The organism is Cupriavidus sp. USMAHM13 (assembly GCF_001854285.1).
Taxonomy (GTDB): Bacteria; Pseudomonadota; Gammaproteobacteria; order Burkholderiales; family Burkholderiaceae; genus Cupriavidus; species Cupriavidus malaysiensis.
The window spans coordinates 2,389,457-2,410,207 of the sequence record NZ_CP017751.1 but is presented as its reverse complement, the minus strand read 5'-3'; the positions used below and the strand labels follow the sequence as shown (position 1 = coordinate 2,410,207).

General features: G+C 65.5%; 19 protein-coding genes. 11 read left to right on the top strand and 8 right to left on the bottom strand.

What is annotated here, in order from left to right; genetic code table 11:
- Position 1: 1 nt before the first annotated feature.
- From BKK81_RS10585 to msuE, 4 genes are all read right to left on the bottom strand, one after another.
- Positions 2–898 carry a branched-chain amino acid ABC transporter permease gene (locus BKK81_RS10585; RefSeq protein WP_071012687.1) on the bottom strand — a complete coding sequence of 299 codons (897 nt, stop codon included), beginning with the start codon at positions 896–898 and terminating at the stop codon, positions 2–4.
- Positions 898–1,878 carry an ABC transporter ATP-binding protein gene (locus tag BKK81_RS10580; protein ID WP_231907902.1) on the bottom strand — a complete coding sequence of 327 codons (981 nt, stop codon included), beginning with the start codon at positions 1,876–1,878 and terminating at the stop codon, positions 898–900. The genes BKK81_RS10585 and BKK81_RS10580 overlap by 1 nt, the downstream gene beginning before the upstream one ends.
- Before the next feature lie 90 nt (positions 1,879–1,968).
- Positions 1,969–3,081 carry a dimethylsulfone monooxygenase SfnG gene (gene sfnG / locus BKK81_RS10575; RefSeq protein ID WP_071012686.1) on the bottom strand — a complete coding sequence of 371 codons (1,113 nt, stop codon included), beginning with the start codon at positions 3,079–3,081 and terminating at the stop codon, positions 1,969–1,971.
- Positions 3,082–3,139: 58 nt separating this feature from the next.
- Positions 3,140–3,724 carry an FMN reductase gene (gene msuE / locus BKK81_RS10570; protein ID WP_071012685.1) on the bottom strand — a complete coding sequence of 195 codons (585 nt, stop codon included), beginning with the start codon at positions 3,722–3,724 and terminating at the stop codon, positions 3,140–3,142.
- 916 nt (positions 3,725–4,640) lie between these two features.
- Here msuE and BKK81_RS10565 point away from each other — a divergent pair.
- From BKK81_RS10565 to BKK81_RS36895, 11 genes are all read left to right on the top strand, one after another.
- Positions 4,641–6,029 (top strand): LLM class flavin-dependent oxidoreductase, encoded by a 1,389-nt coding sequence (locus BKK81_RS10565; protein ID WP_071012683.1) that lies wholly within the window; start codon positions 4,641–4,643, stop codon positions 6,027–6,029.
- A 36-nt stretch (positions 6,030–6,065) separates the two neighbouring features.
- The gene (locus tag BKK81_RS10560; protein ID WP_071012681.1) at positions 6,066–7,415 is read left to right on the top strand and encodes a styrene monooxygenase/indole monooxygenase family protein; all 1,350 of its coding nucleotides are present in this window, start codon (positions 6,066–6,068) and stop codon (positions 7,413–7,415) included.
- Positions 7,412–8,608, top strand: a complete 1,197-nt coding sequence (locus BKK81_RS10555; RefSeq protein ID WP_071012679.1) for an acyl-CoA dehydrogenase family protein — start codon at positions 7,412–7,414, stop codon at positions 8,606–8,608. The genes BKK81_RS10560 and BKK81_RS10555 overlap by 4 nt, the downstream gene beginning before the upstream one ends.
- A gap of 16 nt (positions 8,609–8,624) precedes the next feature.
- Positions 8,625–9,575: an AMP-binding protein gene (locus tag BKK81_RS10550; RefSeq protein WP_071012678.1), complete on the top strand. Its 951-nt coding sequence runs from the start codon at positions 8,625–8,627 to the stop codon at positions 9,573–9,575.
- Positions 9,572–10,369 carry an ABC transporter ATP-binding protein gene (locus tag BKK81_RS10545; RefSeq protein ID WP_071012676.1) on the top strand — a complete coding sequence of 266 codons (798 nt, stop codon included), beginning with the start codon at positions 9,572–9,574 and terminating at the stop codon, positions 10,367–10,369. The genes BKK81_RS10550 and BKK81_RS10545 overlap by 4 nt, the downstream gene beginning before the upstream one ends.
- Positions 10,370–10,385: 16 nt before the next feature.
- The gene (locus BKK81_RS10540) at positions 10,386–11,267 is read left to right on the top strand and encodes a branched-chain amino acid ABC transporter permease (protein WP_071012674.1); all 882 of its coding nucleotides are present in this window, start codon (positions 10,386–10,388) and stop codon (positions 11,265–11,267) included.
- Positions 11,268–11,274: 7 nt separating this feature from the next.
- The gene (locus tag BKK81_RS10535) at positions 11,275–12,336 is read left to right on the top strand and encodes a branched-chain amino acid ABC transporter permease (RefSeq protein ID WP_071012673.1); all 1,062 of its coding nucleotides are present in this window, start codon (positions 11,275–11,277) and stop codon (positions 12,334–12,336) included.
- 41 nt (positions 12,337–12,377) lie between these two features.
- Positions 12,378–13,703, top strand: a complete 1,326-nt coding sequence (locus BKK81_RS10530) for an ABC transporter substrate-binding protein (protein WP_231907901.1) — start codon at positions 12,378–12,380, stop codon at positions 13,701–13,703.
- Between the two features lie 22 nt (positions 13,704–13,725).
- Positions 13,726–15,093, top strand: a complete 1,368-nt coding sequence (locus BKK81_RS10525) for an ABC transporter substrate-binding protein (RefSeq protein ID WP_071012671.1) — start codon at positions 13,726–13,728, stop codon at positions 15,091–15,093.
- A gap of 3 nt (positions 15,094–15,096) precedes the next feature.
- On the top strand, positions 15,097–15,960 hold the full coding sequence (locus BKK81_RS10520) for an ABC transporter ATP-binding protein (RefSeq protein ID WP_083384051.1): 864 nt from the start codon (positions 15,097–15,099) through the stop codon (positions 15,958–15,960).
- 116 nt (positions 15,961–16,076) lie between these two features.
- Positions 16,077–16,403: a hypothetical protein gene (locus BKK81_RS36895; protein ID WP_197523906.1), complete on the top strand. Its 327-nt coding sequence runs from the start codon at positions 16,077–16,079 to the stop codon at positions 16,401–16,403.
- A 637-nt stretch (positions 16,404–17,040) separates the two neighbouring features.
- Here BKK81_RS36895 and BKK81_RS10510 read toward each other — a convergent pair.
- From BKK81_RS10510 to BKK81_RS10495, 4 genes are all read right to left on the bottom strand, one after another.
- A complete protein-coding gene (locus BKK81_RS10510; RefSeq protein ID WP_071012668.1) occupies positions 17,041–17,703 on the bottom strand; it encodes a hypothetical protein in 663 nt (220 codons plus the stop codon).
- An 84-nt stretch (positions 17,704–17,787) separates the two neighbouring features.
- The gene (locus tag BKK81_RS10505) at positions 17,788–18,990 is read right to left on the bottom strand and encodes a zonular occludens toxin domain-containing protein (protein ID WP_083384050.1); all 1,203 of its coding nucleotides are present in this window, start codon (positions 18,988–18,990) and stop codon (positions 17,788–17,790) included.
- A 4-nt stretch (positions 18,991–18,994) separates the two neighbouring features.
- Positions 18,995–19,318 carry a DUF2523 domain-containing protein gene (locus tag BKK81_RS10500; RefSeq protein ID WP_071012666.1) on the bottom strand — a complete coding sequence of 108 codons (324 nt, stop codon included), beginning with the start codon at positions 19,316–19,318 and terminating at the stop codon, positions 18,995–18,997.
- Positions 19,315–20,688, bottom strand: coding sequence for a hypothetical protein (locus BKK81_RS10495; RefSeq protein ID WP_156811219.1), 1,374 nt, complete (start codon positions 20,686–20,688; stop codon positions 19,315–19,317). The genes BKK81_RS10500 and BKK81_RS10495 overlap by 4 nt, the downstream gene beginning before the upstream one ends.
- Positions 20,689–20,751: the final 63 nt, after the last annotated feature.

The following is a 20,751-nucleotide window of genomic DNA, read 5'->3' as shown; positions in this document are numbered from 1 at the left end:
CTCAGGCCCTCTCCACCAGCCGTTGGCCGAACAGCCCGCCCGGCTTCACCAGCAACAGGATCAACGCCGCCGCGTACGCGAACCAGCTCTCGATGCCGCCGCCGACGAAGGGGCCCAGGTACACTTCGGCCAGCTTCTCCAGCGCACCGACGATCAGGCCGCCGACGATGGCACCCAGGATGGAGTCGAAGCCACCCAGGACCAGTACCGGCAAGGCCTTGAGCACTACCAGCGACAGCGAGAACTGCACCCCCAGGCGTGCGCCCCACAGCAGGCCCGCCACCAGTGCGATCACGCCTGCGGCGGCCCACACCGTGGCCCAGATGCGCGGCAGGCGCAAGCCCACCGCAAGGGCCGCGAAGGTATCGTCGGCCACGGCGCGGAAGGCAAGCCCGACGCGCGTATAGCGGAAGAAGACGGACAGCAAGGCGACCATCAGCGCCGCGACGGCGGCCGCGAACAGGTCGAAGCGGGAGATCATCACGCCGCCGAGCTCCAGCGGCTGGTCGGGGATGCCTAGATCGAGCTGGTGGACCTGCGTGCCCCAGGCGAGCTGGGCGACGCCTTCGATCACGTAGGACAGCCCAAGGGTCGCCATGAACAGGGTGATCGGGGGCTGATTGACCAGCGGGCGCAGCACCGTGCGCTCGATCGCCAGGCCCAGCAGCAGCATCAGGGCCAGTGTCAATCCGAGCGCGAGCGCGAACGGCACGCCGCGCTCGAGCAGGCTGACGAAGCTCAGCGCCGCGAAAAGCAGTTGCGCGCCCTGGGCAAAGTTCAGCACGCCGGACGTCTTGTAGATCAGCACGAAGCCGATCGCGACCAGCGAGTACATCACGCCCGACAACAGGCCACCGATCAGCACCTCGGCGCAGAAGGCAAGGTCGAAGCCGTCCATCATGCCCTCCCTGCCGGTGCCGGCACGGCGGCGAGGCTGTCCTCGTCGTCGCTCTCGTCGTCGTTGCCGTCGTGTGCCACGCCCAGGTAGGCATCGATCACGGCCGGGTCGTCGCGCACCTCGGCCGGTGTGCCGTCGGCGATCTTGCGGCCGTAGTCGAGCACCGCGACGCGGTCGGACAGGCCCAGTACGATGCCGATGTCGTGCTCGATCAGCACGATGGTGGTGCCCCAGCGATCACGGATGGCGCGAACCAACTGCGCCGTCTGCGCTTTCTCGTTGACGGTCATGCCGGCCAGCGGTTCGTCGAGGAGCAGCAGGCGCGGCTGCGCCACCAGCGCCCGCGCGAGTTCCACCCGCTTCTGCAGGCCATAGGGCAGGGTGCCGGCCAGTCGCTCCTGTACCTCGGCCAGTTGCAGGAAATCGATCACCTCCGCGGCGCTCGCGTGTGCCGCGGCTTGCTCGCGGCGGGCCCGGCCCAGTCCGGCAAGCTGCTCCACCACCGTGGCATGCTCGTGGGCCACCCACCCGAGGGCGACGTTGTCGCGCACGCTCAGCCCGCGGAACAGCGCCAGGTTCTGGAAGGTACGCGCCACGCCGAGGCGGGCCAGCCGCGCCGTCGGCACCCGGGAGAAAGCGTGCCCGCCCAGTTGCACGCGGCCTCGGTCGGGCCGGTACAGGCCGCTGATCACGTTGACGAGGGAACTCTTGCCGGCGCCGTTCGGGCCGATGATGGCGCGGATCTCACCCGGCCGCACCGTCAGGTCGACACCGCGCAGGGCGTGGATGCCGCCGAAGGACAGGTCGATGCGGTCGAGCCGCAGCGCCGCCGGCAGCGTGGCGCTGCGGGCATCGGCGCCGATGCCGCCGGCGCCTGCCGCGCAGGCGGCCTGCGATGACAGCGCGGCGGCCGCGGCGGCGTCGGCCTGCCGCTGTGCCCAGGCCGGGTCACCCTGGAATTCGAGCATGGATCGGGACATGGTATCGCCTGCAATGAACGGGCAGCACGCGTCCGCGCGCCCGTACGGGGCGCGGGACGGATAGCGGGGAGAAGGGCTCCTGGCGGAGGCTCAGGCAGCGGCGGCGGCGGGCTCCGCGGCGCGGGCGGCCTCCAGCTCGCGTACCAGCGGCAGCACCTTCTGGCCGAAGTACTCGACTTCCTCGATGAAGTGCAGGAAGCCGGTCAGGATCAGGTCCACACCGATCGACTTGAGCTCGACGATGCGCTCGGCGATCTGGCGCGGCGTGCCGATCAGGTTGGTGCGGAAGCCGTCGTTGTACTGCACCAGGTCCTCGAACGTGGACTTGGCCCAGTTGCCCTCGCCTTCCGGGGAGGCCTTGCCGGCTTGCGCGACCGCGTCGCCGAAGGCGTGCACCGCTTCCACGTGGGCGTGGTCGATGATGTCCTGCAGTACCTGGCGCGCCTCCTCCTCGGTGTCGCGCGCGATGACGAAGGCGTTGACGCCGATGCGCACCTTGTGGCCGTTGGCCTTGGCCTTGGCCTGGATGTCATCGATCTGCTTCTTCAGGCCTTCGGGCGTGTTGCCATTGGTGAAGTACCAGTCCGATACGCTGGCGGCGTTATCGCGCGCCGCGCGCGAGCTGCCTCCCTGGAAGATCTCGGGGTGCGGTTTCTGCACTGGCTTGGGACTGAGCGTGTAGTCGTTGAAGCGGTAGAAGTCGCCCTTGAAGGTGAAATTGTCCTGGGTCCAGATGCCCTTGAGGGCGCGGATGAACTCATTCGAGCGGCGATAGCGCTCATCGTGCTCGAGCCAGGGCTCTCCAATGGCCTGGAACTCTCCCTTGAACCAGCCGCTGACCACGTTGATCGCGATGCGGCCCTTCGAGATATGGTCGATGGTGGCGATCTGCTTGGCCACCACCGCCGGGTGCCATGGCCCTGGCAGGATCGCCGCCAGCACCTTCAGCTTGGTGGTGGCGTGCAGGATCGCCTGGCTGAACGATACCGATTCGTGCTGGAACTCGGCGCCGTAGCCCGCGGTGAAGCGGATCTGGCTCAGCGCATACTCGAAGCCGGCCTGCTCGGCCGCCTGGGCCAGCCGCTCGTTGTATTCGAGACTCCAGTCGGTGCGCTGCTCGATCGTGCTGACGACCAGGCCGCCGCTGACATTCGGCACCCAGTAGGCGAATTTGATGGCGTCTGCTTGGGGAGCGTTGCTCATGATGTGATCCTCGTGATGCGGTCGGGTTGACGAAGCGGTGACGTGTGGCCGGATGGGCTCAGGCGGGCAGGGCCTCGCGCAGCGCGGCACCGGCGGTGACTGTGGCACCGGCGAGCGACGGCAAGGCGCGCTCCACTGCCAGGGCAATGCGCTCGCGCAGGGCGCCGTGTCGGATCGCATAGCCATCAAAGTCCTGTTCCGAGGCATAGACGCCGATGGGGAGCGTGCGTGCCTGGAAGAAGCTGAACAGCGGACGCAACTGATGGTCGATCACCAGGGCGTGGCGATCGCTGCCGCCGGTGGCGGCCAGCAGCACCGGCACGTCGATCAGTGCTTCGTGATGGACCAGATCGAACAGGTGCTTGAACAGGCCGGTGTACGAGCCGCGATAGACCGGGCTGGCAACGATCAGCACATCGGCCTCTTCGATGGCGCGGATCTCGGCCTCCACGGCGGCGCTCAACTGGCTGCGGTACAGCGCGCCGGCCAGATGTGGCGCGAGGGCGCCGAACTCGATCACGTGCGGATCGACGGGTATGGCCGCACCGATGCCTGCCAGCAATTCCTCGACCAGGACCAGGGTGCGCGAGGGCTTCTGTACGCTGCCCGCGACGGCGACCACCTTCAACTTCCTCCGGCTCATTTCGTGTGCTCCTTGGGCTGGCATCAGCCGGCCTCACCTTTATTGAAGCCGCGTGGCGAGCCTGCCCGCGGCGAACTGTCGGCAACGATTGTGCAGGCGAGCGCGCCGCGGACCTACCGCGAAATGCGCTCATGCATATGTGCGCAGCGCACAAGCAGTGAAGTCCTTGATTCGCAAGAGGAAAGAAGTGGCTGGCACCGTGTTGCGGGTGTTGTGCCAAAAGCAATGCGGTTCGGCGTGGCGCCGGCGGCCCGTCGATCTTTGATCAGTTTGCTGATCGCCTGCGCATCCAGACGCGTTGCGATGTGTCCCGAGAATCCTTCGCCGCCGTCGTGCCAGCGGTAAGGCGCCGGGACTGTATGCCACCGACTGCATGGAACCGCGGGTCATGGCGATTGACTGGCCTGGTGCGCTCATTCCTCCTGTGTTCCGGCACCCGCTTACTTCCGCTTCCAGGCCGTTTAGCCGCAGCATGTTCCGACCGCACTGCGCTGGCAGTGGATGGCCCGGCGACGGCTCGCCCGCGCACGCATCTGGCCGTCGCCGCCGGCGCAACGCCGCAGAGGCGCCCCACGACGTCTTCAGCGTCCGGAACGCGCCTGGAAACGCAGGCGATCAGCAAATTGATCAGAGATCGACGGGCCGCCGATGCGATGCCGTACCGCTCGGCCCTTGGCGCAACATCCGCCAGCCGCCGCCAACCACTTCTTTTCTCTTGCGAATCAAAGGCTTCACCACTTGTGCGCTGCGCACATATGCATGAGCGCATTTCGCGGTAGGTCTGCGGCGCGCTCACCTGCACAATCGTTGCCGACAGTTCGCCGCGGGCAGGCTCGCCGCGCGGCTTCGATAACAGGTGAGCCGATGCCGTTGCAGCGGGCGGCTAGACCCCTCCTTCTTCCCTTCCATCGCAGCCATGAGCAAGACCATCCACTTCAACGCGTTCGAAATGAACTGCGTCGCCCACCAGTCGCCAGGCATGTGGCGTCATCCGCGCGATCGTTCTTGGCAGTACAAGGACGTGGAGTACTGGAGCGACCTGGCGGTCATTCTGGAGCGGGGGATCTTCGACGCGGTCTTCATTGCCGATGTGATCGGCTACTACGACGTCTACAAGGGAAACAACGACCATGCTTTCTTGGGTGGCGTGCAGATCCCGGTGAACGATCCGCTCCAGTTGGCCAATCCGATCGCCCAGGCGACGAAGCACCTGGGCATCGGCATCACCGCATCGACTTCCTTCGAGCATCCCTACACCTTCGCGCGCCGGCTCTCGACGGCAGACCACCACACCAAGGGGCGGGTGGGCTGGAACATCGTCACCTCTTATCTGGAAAGCGGCGCCAAGAACATCAGCCAAGGTGGCCTGAAACGCCATGACAACCGCTACGAGGTTGCCAACGAATACGTCGAGGTGCTTTACAAGCTGTTCGAGGGCAGCTGGGAGGAGGGCGCCGTGGTGCGCGACCGTGAACGGGGCGTGTTCGCCATCCCGGAGAAGATCCACGAGATCGGCCACAAGGGAAAGTACTTCGAGGTGCCTGGCTACCACCTGTGCGAGCCCTCGCCGCAGCGCACTCCGGTGCTGTTCCAGGCCGGTGCCTCACATGCCGGCAAGGACTTCGCGGCGCAGCACGCTGAACTCGTCTTCATTTCCACTCCCACGCAGGAAACCACTCGAGACTACGTGAGCGATATCCGCCGGCGTGCGGCAGCCGCAGGCCGCGATCCGCGCAAGCTGCTGATCTATGCCCTGGTGACTATCGTGGTCGATGAGACTGATGCCAAAGCGCAAGCCAAGCTCAAGGAGTACCAGCAATACGCCTCTTACGACGGCGGTCTGGTGCTGACTTCGGGTTGGACGGGCATCGACTTCGGCCGCTACGCGCCGCACGACAGCGTGCGCAAGGTGGAGACCAACGCCATCATCTCGGCGGTCGAGCACCTGGCCGAGGGCGGCAAGACCTGGACCATCGAGGAACTCGCCAGATGGGCCAGCATCGGCGGCCTGGGGCCGCTGTTCGTGGGCTCGGCAGCCACTGTGGCAGACCAGCTGCAGCAGTGGGTGGAGGTGACCGACCTCGACGGCTTCAACCTGGCCTACGCCGTGGCGCACGAGACCTTCTCCGATGTGGTCGAGCACCTGGTGCCGGAGCTGCAGCGGCGGGGCGTCTATCCACGCGCCTATCGAGACGGCACGCTGCGCGAGAAATTGTTCGGCGAGGGCCCCTACCTGCCCGAGACGCATCCGGCAGCCCGCTATCGCGATATCGAGCGCGTCAAGCGTGAAGGCGCGGCAAGCTAATCCATCGGTCAACCACCCAAGCGGAGGAATTTCGACATGAGTCAGAAGAGAAAGATCGCCGTTGTCGGCGCGGGCCTGGCAGGAGCCAGTGCCGCTCTTGGATTCGCCAACGCAGGCTTTGCGGTCACGCTCTACAGCGACAAGCCGCGCGAAGTCCTGCGCAACGGCGTTGCCGCTACGGGCACGGCCATCTATTTCGGGCAGCCGTCGCAGGACGCCGACGCGCAGATCATCGAGAACCTCTACGGCGACGACTCCTTCGCCGACGGCTTTTCGGTGAGAGCCTACAACGAAGACAAGAGTCCGCTGCTGAGCTTCGACACCGACTACCACTACTACCGGGCGCAGGCGGTCGACGTGCGCCTGCGCGCCGATGACCGGATCGGCCGCTTCATCGGGAAAGGGGGGGAGTTCCGCGTCGAGGCCGTGACGCCCGACTCGCTGGACGCCATTGCCGCCGCCCATGACCTGACGCTGGTGGCCACGGGCAAGCAGAGCCTGGCGGACCTGTTCCCGGTGGATGAAGGCCGTACGGTCTACAAGGCGCCGCAAAGGCATCTGCTGACGGTCAACGTGAGGGGGCTGGACTATGACAAGACGACCTTCGACTATCGCAGCCAGGTCGGGTGGAAGCACAATTTGTTCACCATCCATGGCGCCGAAGGTGAAGTCTTCACCGGGCCGCTGCTGCATAAGGACGGGGTGAGGGGCTGGATTCTGCTGGGTTTCGCCAAGCCGGGCGGCGATTGGCAGAAGCGCTTTGCCGAGGCCACGGATTCGGCTTCAGCGCTGTCCATCTTCAAGAAGCTCTTCCATGACTACTTCCCGGAAGATGCCGCCGAGATCGACAAGCTCCAGGTGATCGAGAGCGACCCGTACACCTGGCTCAAGGGCGCCGTCACGCCAACCGTGCGCAAGGCCGTCGGGTACACCAGGAACGGACATGTCGTCGCGGCGCTGGGTGATACGGCGATCGCGGTCGATCCGCTGGCCGGGCAGGGTGCGCAGAACGTGTCGATCCAGGTGGCCGCGCTGGTGCGCGCCGCCACCGAGCGCCAAGGGCCCTTCGACGCGGCGTGGATCACCGACCAGTTCGACGCCCACTGGGAACGCCATGGCTATGGCGCCACCGAAGTGACCCGTCTGTTCCTGGGCGATCCGAAGTACGCCGAGCACGGCGGCCTCTTGTTCCCCTCGGCGACCGTGAACCAAGGCAAGGGCGGGGCGGCGCTCTTCCGCTTGCTGTCGGAGCCTGCGCTTCTGGCGAGCCTTCAGACCAGGGGCGCCTTGACGAAGTACATCGAGGCGGAAACCGGCGAAACGGTCGAGAGCCTGCTCTCACGCTTCGTGCCTGCCCAGAGCTTTCCGGCGCGGGAGGCGCTATGAGCGCCGTCAGCGATAAGACTCTGCAGTCGCGCTTCGCGTCGCTGTTCGCCCGCCTGGCAGACGGTGCCGTGGAGCGGGAGCGCAATCGTCGGTTGGCCTTCGACGAGGTCAAGGCCTTGCAGCAGGCAGGCTTCGGCGCCCTGCGCGCGCCCGTGGAGCAGGGAGGCGCCGGTGCCACCATCCGCCAGTTGTTCGACCTGCTGATCGGCCTGGGGGCGGCGGACTCCAATCTGCCGCAAGCCTTCCGGCTGCACCTGGTCTTCGTGGAAGAGCAGCGCCTGAAGGCGCTGCAAGGCAGCGCAAAGGCAAGGGAATGGCTGGCCAAGGCAGCCGAAGGCAAGTTCTTCGGCGGCGCTGCGACGGAGTTGGGCGAGGGCGCAGCGCAGCGATACAGGACCGCGGTGTCCCGCACGCCGCAGGGGTGGCGGTTGAACGGGGAAAAGTTCTACAGCACGGGCGCGCTGTATGCCGATTATCTGGCCGTGGCGGCCGACAGGGACGGCGAGCGCGTCACGGTGGTGGTGCCGGCCGAGGCGCCGGGCCTGGCGCAGCGCGACGACTGGGACGGATTCGGGCAGCGCCTGACCGTGAGCGGCCATTCGACCTTCGTCGATGTTCCCGTGCGGGAGGACGACATCTCGGAAGGGGGCTACGGCTCGCCCGGCCGCACCTGGGCCACGGCCTACCTGCAGCTGATCCTGCTGGCGTCGCTGGCGGGCATCGCGCGGCGGGTGGAGCAGGAGGCGATCGCGTGGGTGCGTCCGCGCACCCGTACCTTCAGCCATGCGCCCGCGGACCTGCCCAAGGACGATCCGCTGGTGCAGGAAACCATCGGCAAGCTCTCCGCGGCGGCCTTCGGCGCGCGCGCGGCGGTACTGGCCGTGGCCGAGACGCTGGATGCGGCGATCGCTGGCGGTGGCTCGGACCCGGAACTGGTGGACAACGCGGAACGCGCGGCGGCGCAGGCGCAGGACGTCGTGATCTCCCTGGCGCTGGACGCCAGCAGCCGCTTCTTCGAGCTGGGTGGCGCTTCCCTGACGAGCAGCGCGCTGGCGCATGACCGCCACTGGCGCAATGCCCGCACGCTCGCGGCGCATAATCCCCTGGCCTACAAGCTGCGCGCTCTGGGCGCCAACCTCCTGAACGGCGACCCGCTGCCCTATCAATGGAGCGCGGGCGTGCGCCGGTCCTGAGGAGGGAGGCTGGCCGATGACGATAGCACTGAAGACCGCTCGGCGGGACGGCGATATCGACGTGGCGGAAGGCGTGGTACTGCCGCCGGCCGCACTGCGGGCAGTCGAGCGTTGGGCGCAGCAGAAACCGCAGGCACTGGCATTGCTGCACAAGCAGCACGGCCGCTGGGGCGCTTACCGCTGGAGCGACGTGGCCCGCACGGTGGCGCAGCTGCGCGACGCGCTCGCGCGCCGAGGCTTGGGGCCGGGGAGCCGGCTGGCTGTCAGCGGAGCGCTGGAGCCTCGGCTCATCCTGCTGGTCCTGGCTGCGCATGGCACCGGTGCCACGGTGGTCGCCATCGACCGCCACGCCCAGGGCACGGCCTTGCAGGAACGGCTAAGAGCTGCCGCCCCGACGCACGCATTCGTGCAGGAGCGAAAGACCATCTCCGAGTGGATCGACAGCGGCCATGTCAACGCCGCGCCGGTGCCTTTGTATTCGGCGCAGTCGGTCGCGCATGACAGCGGCTCCTGGCACATCGCACCGCTGGCTGAGCTGGCCGGCCCGGCGTCCGCGCCAGCCGTCGCCGGCCGTCAGGCCAAGGTGCGCGGGCACGCGGCGCTGTGGGTGGACGAGGGCACGGAATGGCACCAGGGCCTGGAGCAGGTACTGGCGGACTGGCTGCACAGCGGTACCGCCATGGCCGCGCCGGAGAGCAGCGCGTCCTCCACACGGGACCGCCGCGAGATCCAGCCTTGGCGTCTGCTCGTGTCGGTCGCGCGGCGCCAGCAGTTGCAGGCTGAATTGCAGGCCCGCCTGCCGCTGCCGGGAAGCTGGCGGCGCAGGCTGACAGAGCGTGCCGCCGCCCGGCCCGGCGGCTTGCTGGCACGGTGGCTGTTGGGCCGCATCAGCCGCCTGCACGGGCTTCCGGTGCGGCAAGGTCCGGGCGAGATATCGACGGTGCTTGCCAAGGAGGTGTCCGCATGAACGACGGCATCGCCAGCCCGGCCCCGCCGGACGCCATTCTGGAAGTGCGCGGCATTTCGCTGTCGTTCCGGGGCGTCCAGGCCATCAGTCAACTGTCGTTCGTGGTGGCGCGTGGCGAGATCTGCGCCTTGATCGGTCCGAATGGCGCGGGCAAGAGTTCGCTGCTGAACGTGCTCAACGGCGTCTACAAGCCTGATTCCGGCGACATCCGCTACGAGAACGAGACCTTTCGCGAGCTGCATCCCCTCGATGCGGCGCGGCGCGGGATCGGACGGACCTTCCAGAACAACGCGCTGTTCAAGACGCTGAGCGTGCGCGACAACGTGCTGACGGGACTGTCGCGCTATGCGCGCAGCAGCGTGGTCGAGCAGGCCCTGCATCTGCCGCGTGCAAGGCGCGAGGCGGCCGACTTCCTGGATCGTGCCGAGGCGGTGCTGGAGTTCCTCGAACTACAGGTTTGCCGCCACACCTTGGTGGGCAGCCTGCCCTATGGCGTGCAGAAGCGTGTGGAACTGGGGCGTGCGCTGGTGTCCGCGCCGCGCCTGCTGCTGCTGGACGAACCGATGGCCGGGATGAATGCCGACGAGAAGCTGGAGATGAGCCGCTTCATCGCCGACATCAACCGGGATCTGGGTATCACCGTGGTACTGATCGAACACGACGTGGGCGTGATCATGAACCTGTCGAGCCACGTAGTGGTGCTGGATTACGGCCGTAAGGTGGGCGACGGCACGCCGGCACAGGTGCAGGCCAACCCGGACGTGATTGCCGCCTACCTGGGCGCGCCGCATTGAAAAGGCGTGGACGACTATGCTTCTCTTCCTCGAAACCCTTGTCGGCGGCTTGCTGGCGGGGACCATGTATTCGCTGGTGGCGATCGGCTTCGTGCTGATCTACAAGGCCAGCGGTGTGTTCAATTTCGCGCAGGGCTCGATCCTGCTGTTCTCGGCGCTGCTGTTCGTCACGCTGCGGGAGTCGAGCGTGCCGTTCGTCCTGGCCCTGCTGCTGACCATCGCGGCGCTGGTGCTGCTGGCGGTGCTGATCGAGAAGCTTGTGCTGCGACCGCTGACCAACCGCAGCCCGATGACGTTGTTCATGGCCACCCTGGGCCTGTCCTACGTGGTCGAGGGCGTGGCGCAGGGCGTGATGGGCGCCAACGTCCATGCGCTGGACCTGAGCATCGCTGACCTGCCGGTCTTCGTCGGCGGCGTGCTCATCAGCCAGTTCGACCTGGTGGCGGCTATCACTGCCGCAGTGCTGGTCGGCGTGCTGGCCCTGCTGTTCGACAGGACGCGCATCGGTATCTCGCTGCGCGCGGTGGCCGACAACACTCGCGCGGCCTTGTCCGTCGGCATCAACCTCCACCGCATCTGGCAGGTCGTCTGGGCGGCGGCGGGCCTCACAGGGCTGGTGGCCGGGCTGCTGTGGGGCGCGCGCCAGGGGGTGCAGTTCTCGCTGTCGCTGGTGGTGCTGAAGGCCCTGCCGGTGCTCATCATCGGCGGCTTCACCTCGATCGGCGGCGCCATCGCCGGCGGGCTGATCGTGGGCGCCGCGGAGAACCTGGCCGAAGCCTACGTCGGCCCCTATGTCGGCGGCGGCATCACGTCGTGGTTCGCGTACTTCCTGGCGCTGGTGTTCTTGTATATCCGCCCAGCCGGGATCTTCGGCGAACGTGCCATCGAACGAGTCTGAGATCCCTATGACAGACACTACGCCTTCCATCCATCCCGCCTATGGGGCGCCTTTGCGGCTCAAGGGCAGGGCGCCGGCGCGGCTGCCGCAGGTGGCGCTGCTCGTGCTGGCTTTCGGCATCGTGCCCTGGCTGGGCAGCGAGTACTGGCTCAACGCGATCGTCGTGCCCTTCCTCGTGCTGTCGCTGGCCGGCCTGGGCCTGAACCTGCTGACCGGCTATGCGGGGCAGACTTCGCTCGGGTCGGGCGGCTTCATGGCCGTCGGGGCCTTCGCCGCCTATGCCTTCCTGTTGCGCGCAGACCTGAGCTTTCCGGTCGCGCTGCTGCTGGGCGGCTTGGCCGCAGCGCTGGCCGGGCTGCTCTTCGGCTTGCCCAGTGCCAAGATCAAGGGCTTCTACCTCATGGTGACCAGCCTGGCGGCGCAGTTCTTCCTGGAGTGGTTGTTCCTGAAGTTCCCGTGGTTCTACAACCACAGCTCGTCGGCCACCATCTCGGCGCCACGGCTGGATGTCTTCGGCCTGGACTTCGACCATCCGCTGGGCAAGTACTACGTGGTGCTGGCCACGGTGAGCCTGCTGACCTGGGCTGCCGTCCACCTGGTGCGCAGCCAGACGGGCCGCGACTGGATGGCGATCCGCGACATGGACACGGCCGCGGCGGTGGCGGGCATCCGCGTCAACCGCAGCAAGGTGCTGGCCTTCGCGGTCAGCGCCTTCTACCTGGGCGTGGCCGGCGCGCTGTGGGCCTTTGCCTACCTCGGCTCGGCGGGTGCGCAGAGCTTCGGCCTGGCGCGCTCCTTCCAGGTCCTGTTCATCATCATCATCGGCGGGCTCGGCAGCATCGGCGGCAGTTTCATCGGCGCGGCCTTCATCAGCCTGCTGCCGCTGGGACTGGACTTCGTCTCGCAGAGCCTGTTCGCCGGGCGGCTGGATGCAGGTCTGCTGCAGAACATCCAGAAGGTGATCTTCGGCGTGCTGATCATCGGCTTCCTGATCAAGGAGCCGGAAGGCATCGCCCGTCTTCTCCACAACTGGCGCGCTCGCCTGTCGGTCTGGCCGCTGCGCTTCTGAACCTTCGTTCCGCCTGACACCTCTTCAAGGAATCCTTTGACATGCTTCTTATGAAAAAGACGCTGATCCTGACGCTTGCTGCCGCCCTGGGCCTGGCATCCGCCCCTCTGTCCGCCGCGGAGCAGTACGTGCCGTTGCCGACCTACCGCGTCGGACCCTACGCGTCGAGCGGTTCGCTGTGGTGGGCGGGCACTCTCGACTATTTCCGCTACATCAACGAAGTGGAAGGCGGCATCAATGGCGTGAAGATCAAGTATGAGGAGTTCGAGACCGAGTGGAGTCCCGACCGCACGGTGGAGGTCTATGAGCGCGTCAAGAAAGGCAAGGACGGTTCGCCCCTGGCCTTCTTCTTCACCCACGGCACGCCGGCCACCTACGCGCTGATCGAGAAAGCCGCAGCGGACAAGATTCCGCTGATCGACCCGGCCGGCGGACGAACCGAATCCATCGATGGCACGGTGTTCCCCTACGCTTTCCCGCTGCTGTTCAGCTACTACAGCCAGGCATCGACCGGCATCAACTTCATCGCGCAGAAGGAGGGCGGATTCGATAAGCTGAAGGGCAAGAAGATTGTGACGGTCTATCACGATTCGGCCTATGGCCGCGCCACCCAGCCAGCCCTGGAACTGCTGGCCAAGAAGTACGGCTTCGAGAATATCCAGATTCCGGTGGCTGACCCCGGCAACGAGCAGTCGCCGCAATGGCGCCGCGTGCGCGAGATCAAGCCTGACTGGGTCTTCCTGCGCACCTGGGGAGTCTCCACGGTCGTCGCGCTCAAGACTGCCCAGCGCTTCGGCTTTCCCGCCGACCACATCATCGGCGACGTCTGGGCCGGCTCCGAATCCGACGTGATTCCCGCCGGCGATGCGGCCAAAGGCTACCAGGCACTGGCCCCGTATCCCGGTGGCACCGGTTTCGAGATCCACAAACGATTGAAGCAGCACATCCTCGACAAGGGCAAGAGTGACCTGCGCGACACCAGGTACTTCGGTGCGGTCAACTACAACATCGGCCTGGTCAATGCCGCATTGGCGGTGGAAGCGTTGCGCACCGGGTACAAGAAGTTCGGCGCGCGCCCGCTCAATGGCGAGGAGGGCCGCTGGGCCTGGGAGCATCTCGCGGTGAACGATGCGCGCTTGAAGGAAATCGGGTTCTACGGTCTGCTGCAGCCGCTCAACATCACCCCGTATGACCACGAAGGCGGTGGCGCGGCGCGCATCCAGAAATGGGACGGGAGCAGATGGGTGTTGCAGACCGGCTGGATCAAGGCCGACCATGAACTGCTGCGTCCCCTGATCAAGGAGAAGTCGGCAGCCTATGCGAAGGAGCATGGCATCACACCGCGCGACCCGGGCAAGGAACACTGATTTCACCCTCGCAGGCAAAACCATGAAAACAACCATCAGTTCCCGTCACCATCTGGCGGGTGTAGCAAGCCTGGCCCTGGCCGGCGCCATCGCGAGCAGCGCGCTGGCGCTGGAAACCCGTCCCGGTCCCGATGCCGGTAAGCAGTTCCTGCCGATCGCCAGCTATCGGGTCGGCCCCTACGCCTCGTCGGGCGCGCAGATCTGGGCCGGCCGCATTGACTACTACCGCTACATCAACGAAGTCGAGGGCGGCATCAACGGCGTACCCATTGTCTGGCAGGAGTGCGAGACCGAATGGACGGCGGAGAAAGGCGTGGAATGCTACGAGCGCTTCAAGCACGGCCTCCAGGGCGCGCCGGTACCCGCCTATTTCCCCAATGGCGCGCCGGCGGCCTTCGCGCTGGCCGATCGCGCCGCGCAGGACAAGATTCCGCAGGTGACGCTGGCCTATGGCCGCACCGAGGCCGCGGATGGCACGGTGTTCCCTTACATCTTCCCGGTTGTCCTGACCTTCTATAGCGAAGCGTCGGCCCTCGTCAACTTCATCGCGCAGCAGGAAGGCGGACATGACAAGCTCAAGGGCAAGAAGATCGTCACGCTCTACCACGACTCGGCCTACGGGCGCGAGACGATCGAGCCGCTCAGGCTGCTATCCGGGAAGTACGGCTTTCAGGACATCCAGATCCCCTTTGCCGACCCAGGCAACGAGCAATCGGCGCAATGGCGGCAGATCCGCCAGATCCAGCCTGACTGGGTGTTCATCCGCACCTGGGGCGTTTCCACGCCGGTGGCCATCCGTACAGCGCAGCGCTTCGGCATCCCGGCCAACCGCATCGTGGGCGACGTCTGGGCCAGCTCGGAGGAAGACGTGATTCCAGCGGGCGATGCCGCCAAGGGCTATCTGGCGCTCACGCCTTACCCGGCCGGAACGGACTTCGAGATCCACAGGCGCTTGAAGCAATACATCATCGACAAGGGAAAGAGCGACCTGCGCGACACCCGCAAGTTCGGCAGCGTCTACTACAACTCGGGACTGATCGATGCGGTGATCTCGGTCGAGCTGGTGCGCAAGGCGCAGGAGAAGTTCGGCAAGCGCCCCGTCACCGGAGAGGAAGGCCAGTGGGGCCTGGAGAACCTGAACATCGATAATGCACGCCTGAAAGCGAACGGCTTCCACGGCCTGCTGCAGCCGCTGCGTTTGTCACCCCGGGACCACGAGGGCGGCGGCGCCGTCAAGGTGCAGCAATGGGACGGCAAGAAGTGGAATCAGGTGAGCGACTGGATCCAGGCCGACCGCGAATTGCTGTGGCCGCTCATCAAGGCCAAGTCTGCCGCCTACGCCAAGGAAAAAGGCATCACACCCCGCGTAGCGTCGCAAGGAAAGAACTGAGCCATGAGCAACGGCATCGTCAGCGCCATTCCGGTTGAGATGGCCCCTAGCGTCTCGGCGCAGGAGCTATTGCGCGTGGACGACATCGAAGTCATCTACGACGGCGCCATCTTGGCTGTCAGCGGCGTCTCGCTGGTGGTGCGGCAGGGCGGCATCACCGCGCTGCTGGGCGCGAACGGCGCGGGCAAGAGCACTACGCTCAAGGCCATCTCCGGCCTGCTGGGCGCCGACCGCGCCCGCGTCAGCCGCGGCAGCATCCGTTTCCAGGACAAATCGACCGAAGGAGTCGCGCCCGAGCAACTGGTGCGCGCCGGCATTGTGCATGTGCTGGAAGGCCGCCAGGTCTTCCCGCACCTGACCGTAGAGGAGAACCTACTCAGCGGTGGCTTCGTGCGACGCCCCAGTCGACAGGCGCTGCAGCGTGGGCTGGATCGGGTCTATGCCTGGTTTCCGCACCTCAAACAGAAGCGCGGAGTGCGGGCCGGTTATATCTCGGGCGGCGAGCAGCAGATGCTGGCGATCGGGCGTGCCCTCATGACAGAGCCCCGCCTCGTGCTGCTGGATGAGCCTTCGATGGGCCTGGCGCCGATTATCGTGCAGGAGATCTTCGAAATCGTCAGCCAGCTTAATGTGCGGGAAGGGGTGAGCTTCCTAGTGGCCGAGCAGAACACCGCGCTGGCCCTGCGCCATGCGCATCATGCCTATGTGCTAGAGACGGGCAGGGCAGTGTTAGCTGGCGCGGTGCAGGACCTGCTGAATGATGCTGGCCTCCGCGATGCCTACCTGGGTAGAAAACTGTCGGCAGAGCAACTGTCGGCAGTGCGTTCGGCCACTTTGCACCCGATCCAAGAGGCTCATTCACCGTGAGAATAGCAGCGAGATCTACCGCTCCTGACGGGCTGGTGGCTCGAGCACGAATTCGTCGATACGGCCAACCTATCTATCCGCATCGCCGCCAATTGCTGCGCCGTGTCCGAACACTGGTGGACCAGGTGATCGTCGATTTCGGTGATCATGCCACCGGAGCACTTCAAGCGTCAGCGCTGGCGGTGGGCGCTTTGGCGGGGCAGCCAGGAAGGCTACAGATGACGACCGGCCCGTTTCTGATCGTCGGAACCTGGCTAGTCGTCGACAACAACTTGACCGGGAAGGCATCGAGTAACGACGCACTGGTAATGGCCTGTCTGAAGGGGCTCGTTGCCGGGGTAGGCAACACGGACCTCGCTCTGTTGCTGGGCGCCATTGGCATTGGGGTGTGGTTGCACCTCCGGGAGCGGCACGAGCATCGACGCAACGAGTATTTAACATAATATACATTATGCGCAACAAATCGGGTTTTAAGCAGTAACTGAAAACAGGGTCAAGCCCCCGGCGTCGGGGGTCTCGCACGAAGAAGCCAGCGCCGTTAGCTGGCTTTTTTACTGCCGGAGACGACGCCATGAAGAATCCGTCCAGGCACTGGGTCAGCGCAACAGAGTTCGAACGCTACGCCAGCGGCCTATCACGAAAGCATCTATCCCGTCTATTGCGCCGATGCGACAGAACCATCCGCGATTGGCAGTCAGGACGGCGGCCAATCCCGGCGTGGACAGTCCAGACACTGCGCCTCCATCAACACGAGACGAAGCTAGCCTATCTGAACATGTTCGGCGTGCTACCGCCTGAATAGCTTGCAGAGGGGTGGCCTGCCTGCGAGCCACGAGCCCGCCAGGAGCGCCCACAGCTGAACCCGCTACTCGGTCCCGCCAGCCTCGCTCCGCTCGACAACCGTCCGGAGGGTTACAGGACCAGGTGCTTCGTCAGTTCTGCCCAAGCGCGGACACTCCTGACGCTAGACGCAATATCCTGCTGCGGATCCGGCAGAAAAGTTCGACCAGGTCGACGTTGGCGCAGCTGCAGCGCCGCACGATATTGCGCAAGGGGCTGTCGATCGACAGCCTTTTTTCGTTACGCCGTGCGCGTGACGACTTTTGCGGAGGCCGGGTTGATCGCCACCCGCACCTGGTGCACCTGGTCGTCCGAGGTATCCGCGCGCACCACGCCATCTGACCAGGTCGACGTCTCGAAGATAGCTCCGCGCTCGGCCCGCGTGCTTGCCTTGCTGGCCCGGGCCAACAACTCCACCATGGCATCAAAGCTCACCGGATTTCCGTTACGCGTGACGGATTTCCCGGCGCCCTTCTTCACCACGGCCAGCTCGCCACGCAGCTTGTCATTCTCGGCGAACGCCTTGTTACGCTCGGACTCGGCCAGCTCGAGCTGACGACGCAGGGCTGCGACCTCGCGCTCCTGGTCGCGGTCCTTGTCAACGCCCATCCGCAGCAGGATCGTGCGATCTTCGTTGAGCTCGTCAATGGTCTCGTGCGCCTCGGCCAGCTCAGCACGCAGCGCATCGACCTCCAGGCGGCACTCGTCGTAAGCGTCGACCTGGTCGACCACCAGGCGAGGCGCCCGGCTATTTTCCGTCACCGTAACAGCATTACGCTTGCGCGCCCGGTAGGCGGCCTGACGCTGCGCCCCGGTCAGGGCATCCGCCTTGCGCGGACGGCCACGGCCCCGCTTGGCTTCCACGTCCAACTCGCCCGTCACATTATCCGTCACGTCACGCATATTCGCCTCCTTGATCCGACGACTCTATTTTATGTCACGCGTGACGGAAATTCTATTTCCGTTACATTTTAACCGTAACGAAAATTAGCCAGCCGGCCGTTCCTTATCGCCAGCCGCGGCGGATATCGCCTTGTTCTGCTCGTCGCTGATCTTGCCGAACGGCTCGATGGGCCAGCTCGTCACCGCGATGTGCACGCCGGCCTTGTTCAGCATCACATGCTCGCCATAGGCCGAGCGTTGGACGCCCCACCCCATTTCTTCGAGCTGGGCCGCTGACAGCCGCTCCTTGAGCCGGAAGCTATCGTCGTACCACTCGACGTACAGCCGACTGCGCCGCGCGTCGTAGATCATCCCGGACAAGCGCGGCCGCCATTTGGAGGAAATCGACGCCACGTAGTCCGCCGCCATGGCGTCCTGTGTCTGCGTCTGACTGATGGGGGGGCCACTGACCGGAGGTGGCTGCACCGCAGCGGCATTCGACGACGGCGCCGACGAGCTCGTGACCGTCGTGGTCGTCACCAGGTGCGGCGTGTCCTCGGCCTTCTTCTTGACCAGACTCCGTTCTAGGCCGCCACCCTTGAACATGTGCACTAGGTAGCCCACCGCCACCACCAGTGCTATCAGCATCAACGGCGCCCATTTGCGGAGCACCGGGTTGTTCCAGATGTTCGTGCGGGCGTCCTTGTAGGTCGCCGTGTTCGTCGTCTCGGCTTGATGGCTCCTATAGGTACCGAAGTACTTCGGATCATAGGTCTCGGTCCCCTTGTTGACCTGGACGAACTTGATCTTGCGACCGTCGTGCATGCCCTTGTACGAGGTCCACTTGTACGAGCTGTCCTTGCCGCGAGCATTGAGTTTCTCGAAGACAATCTTCTGGTCGACCCGGTTCACCCACACCGGATGCACACCGCCGGCGCCCTGCAGCACCTGGCACATCAGGACGATGTCCAGGCCCCGGTGCCGGTGCTCGGCGACGGCCTTGATCTGGTCCGCCGGCATGGCCCGCGCCGAGCCATGCGGCCAGAAGTTCTGCGCCTCGTCCAGCACGACCAGGGCATCGTTCTCCACGAGCTCGTTCCATCGCAGCACATCCCCTTCCGGGATCTCGTGCAACAGCTCGCCCACCCTCCCCTCCTCCAGCTCGGCGACGGCCGCGATCTTGGCGTGATCCAGGCCGTTGATCCGCGCGAAGACCTTGCGGCCCTCCTTGAGCGCCGGAATGATCCGCTTCACCACCGCTTCCCACGTCTTGCCGGCACCCGGCAGTCCCTCATGCACGATCAGCATCGCATCACCATTGGAAGAGAGTCACGACCTTCCGCAGCATGCGGAAGCCGAAGGCCGAGCCGAGCAGCGCAATGCCCGGCCCGATGTTGAACACCCCGAGGAAGTACAGCACGTCGCCCGCCAGCGACGCGAACGACTGCTGCAGGCTCACTCCCTGCAGGAAGGTGGGTGCCGGGATCGCCGCGATCAGTGCCGCAATCGCCGTCAGCGCCAGGTCGACGATATTGATCGCCAGATCTGAGAACAGGTCCCAGGCCGCTGCGAACAGCTTGCCGAACAAGCTCAGCAACCACGTCGCAAAGTCAGAGAGAACGCCACCGAAGTTCATAGGAACGCAATGCGGAAGGCCGCCCAGGCCGCGACGATCAGCACGATCACGCCGCCCATACGGTAGAGGTTAGTCATCGTGTCAGAGCACACAAACTGTCCGGCATCGAGCGCAGGCAGCCACTTGCTAGCGGCAATGCTCCAGTGCGGGCACGCCCCGCCGCTGATCGTCACACTGAAGAAGCCCGCCGACGCCACGTACCAGGGCGATGCCTTGATCGTATTGACGAAGCGCCCGAACACGTCCGCGAAGGTCTTGGTCTTCGCGGTGTACACGCTACCGCTCGGCCCCTGGAACGGCGTGCCCGTATCCTGCTGCTGTTGCTGGTTGGCCGCCCCGCTCGTCGTCGTGGTCGTTGTCTTGGTTGTGCTGCTGCCGTCCGGGTTGGTGGTCTTCTCCGTCTTGGTCTCGTTCTGCGTCAGCACAAGCGGGTCCTGCTCGGACGTGCTCATATCGGTATTCGGTGCCACGTGCACGGACTGGACCACGTTCGTGTCATAGCGCAATCCAGTCGTCGGGTCGATGCTGCTGCTGGTCTTCGCCGGCAACGGAAAATCGAACGGCCCGGCGATGACGTTGCCGTTGTAGTCGGTGAACGTGCCCAGGTCGATGCCCTGCGAACGTGCCCACTCGGCCAGGTTATGCGCAGCAGTCGGCGTCATGCCTGTCACCTGCGTCTGCATCGCCGACAGCGCCGCCGCATCTGTCGGTCCCGTCACCGGAATAGGCGAGCCAGGCGAGGAGCAGGACACGCCGTCCGCATTCAGCGTGCTCCCCGATGGGCACGCTGAGAACGTGCCGCTAACCCTGCCATAGTTCCAGGGGCCGGACACCGATCCGTCTGACTTCTTCTTGGTCATGCACGACACTTGATACGGTGAGGCGGTTCCGCTTAACTGGCATGAGTAGTGCGTATAGCCGGTCTCCTGTGCGTCATTCGCGGCCGCGATTAGGCCGGTCACCTGAGTTATCGTCGTGCCGCAATACGACCCATAGCCCGCCTGCCACGAATAGCAGAACGAGCCAGGGCGATCCGACACCACCGGCGGCCCTGGCTTCACCAACTTCCCGTCGAGGTAGTTCAGCCCCGCCGAGATCAGCGCGTCCAGCGCCACCCCCACGACCGGCGAAGCAATTGCGCTGGTCAGCACCGTGCCCGCCAGCTTCGCGGCATTGAGCGCACGCCGCCGCATGTACGCTGTCTTGCCGACATACACCCCGTCGACGTCGATGGTGGCCTGATAGTTCATGCCGTAGTCACCACCGCTTCCAGGCGGCAGCAGTTGCCAGCCGCCCGTGCTGCCGTAGCTTGCGGACGGCGCCGCTTCAGCTCGACCCAGCAGCAGCGCTAACACCAAGGCCAGCAGCACCGTGCCTACCTGCCGAACCCAATCGCCACGCAGGCGGCGCACACGAGCCCCAGCAACGCATAG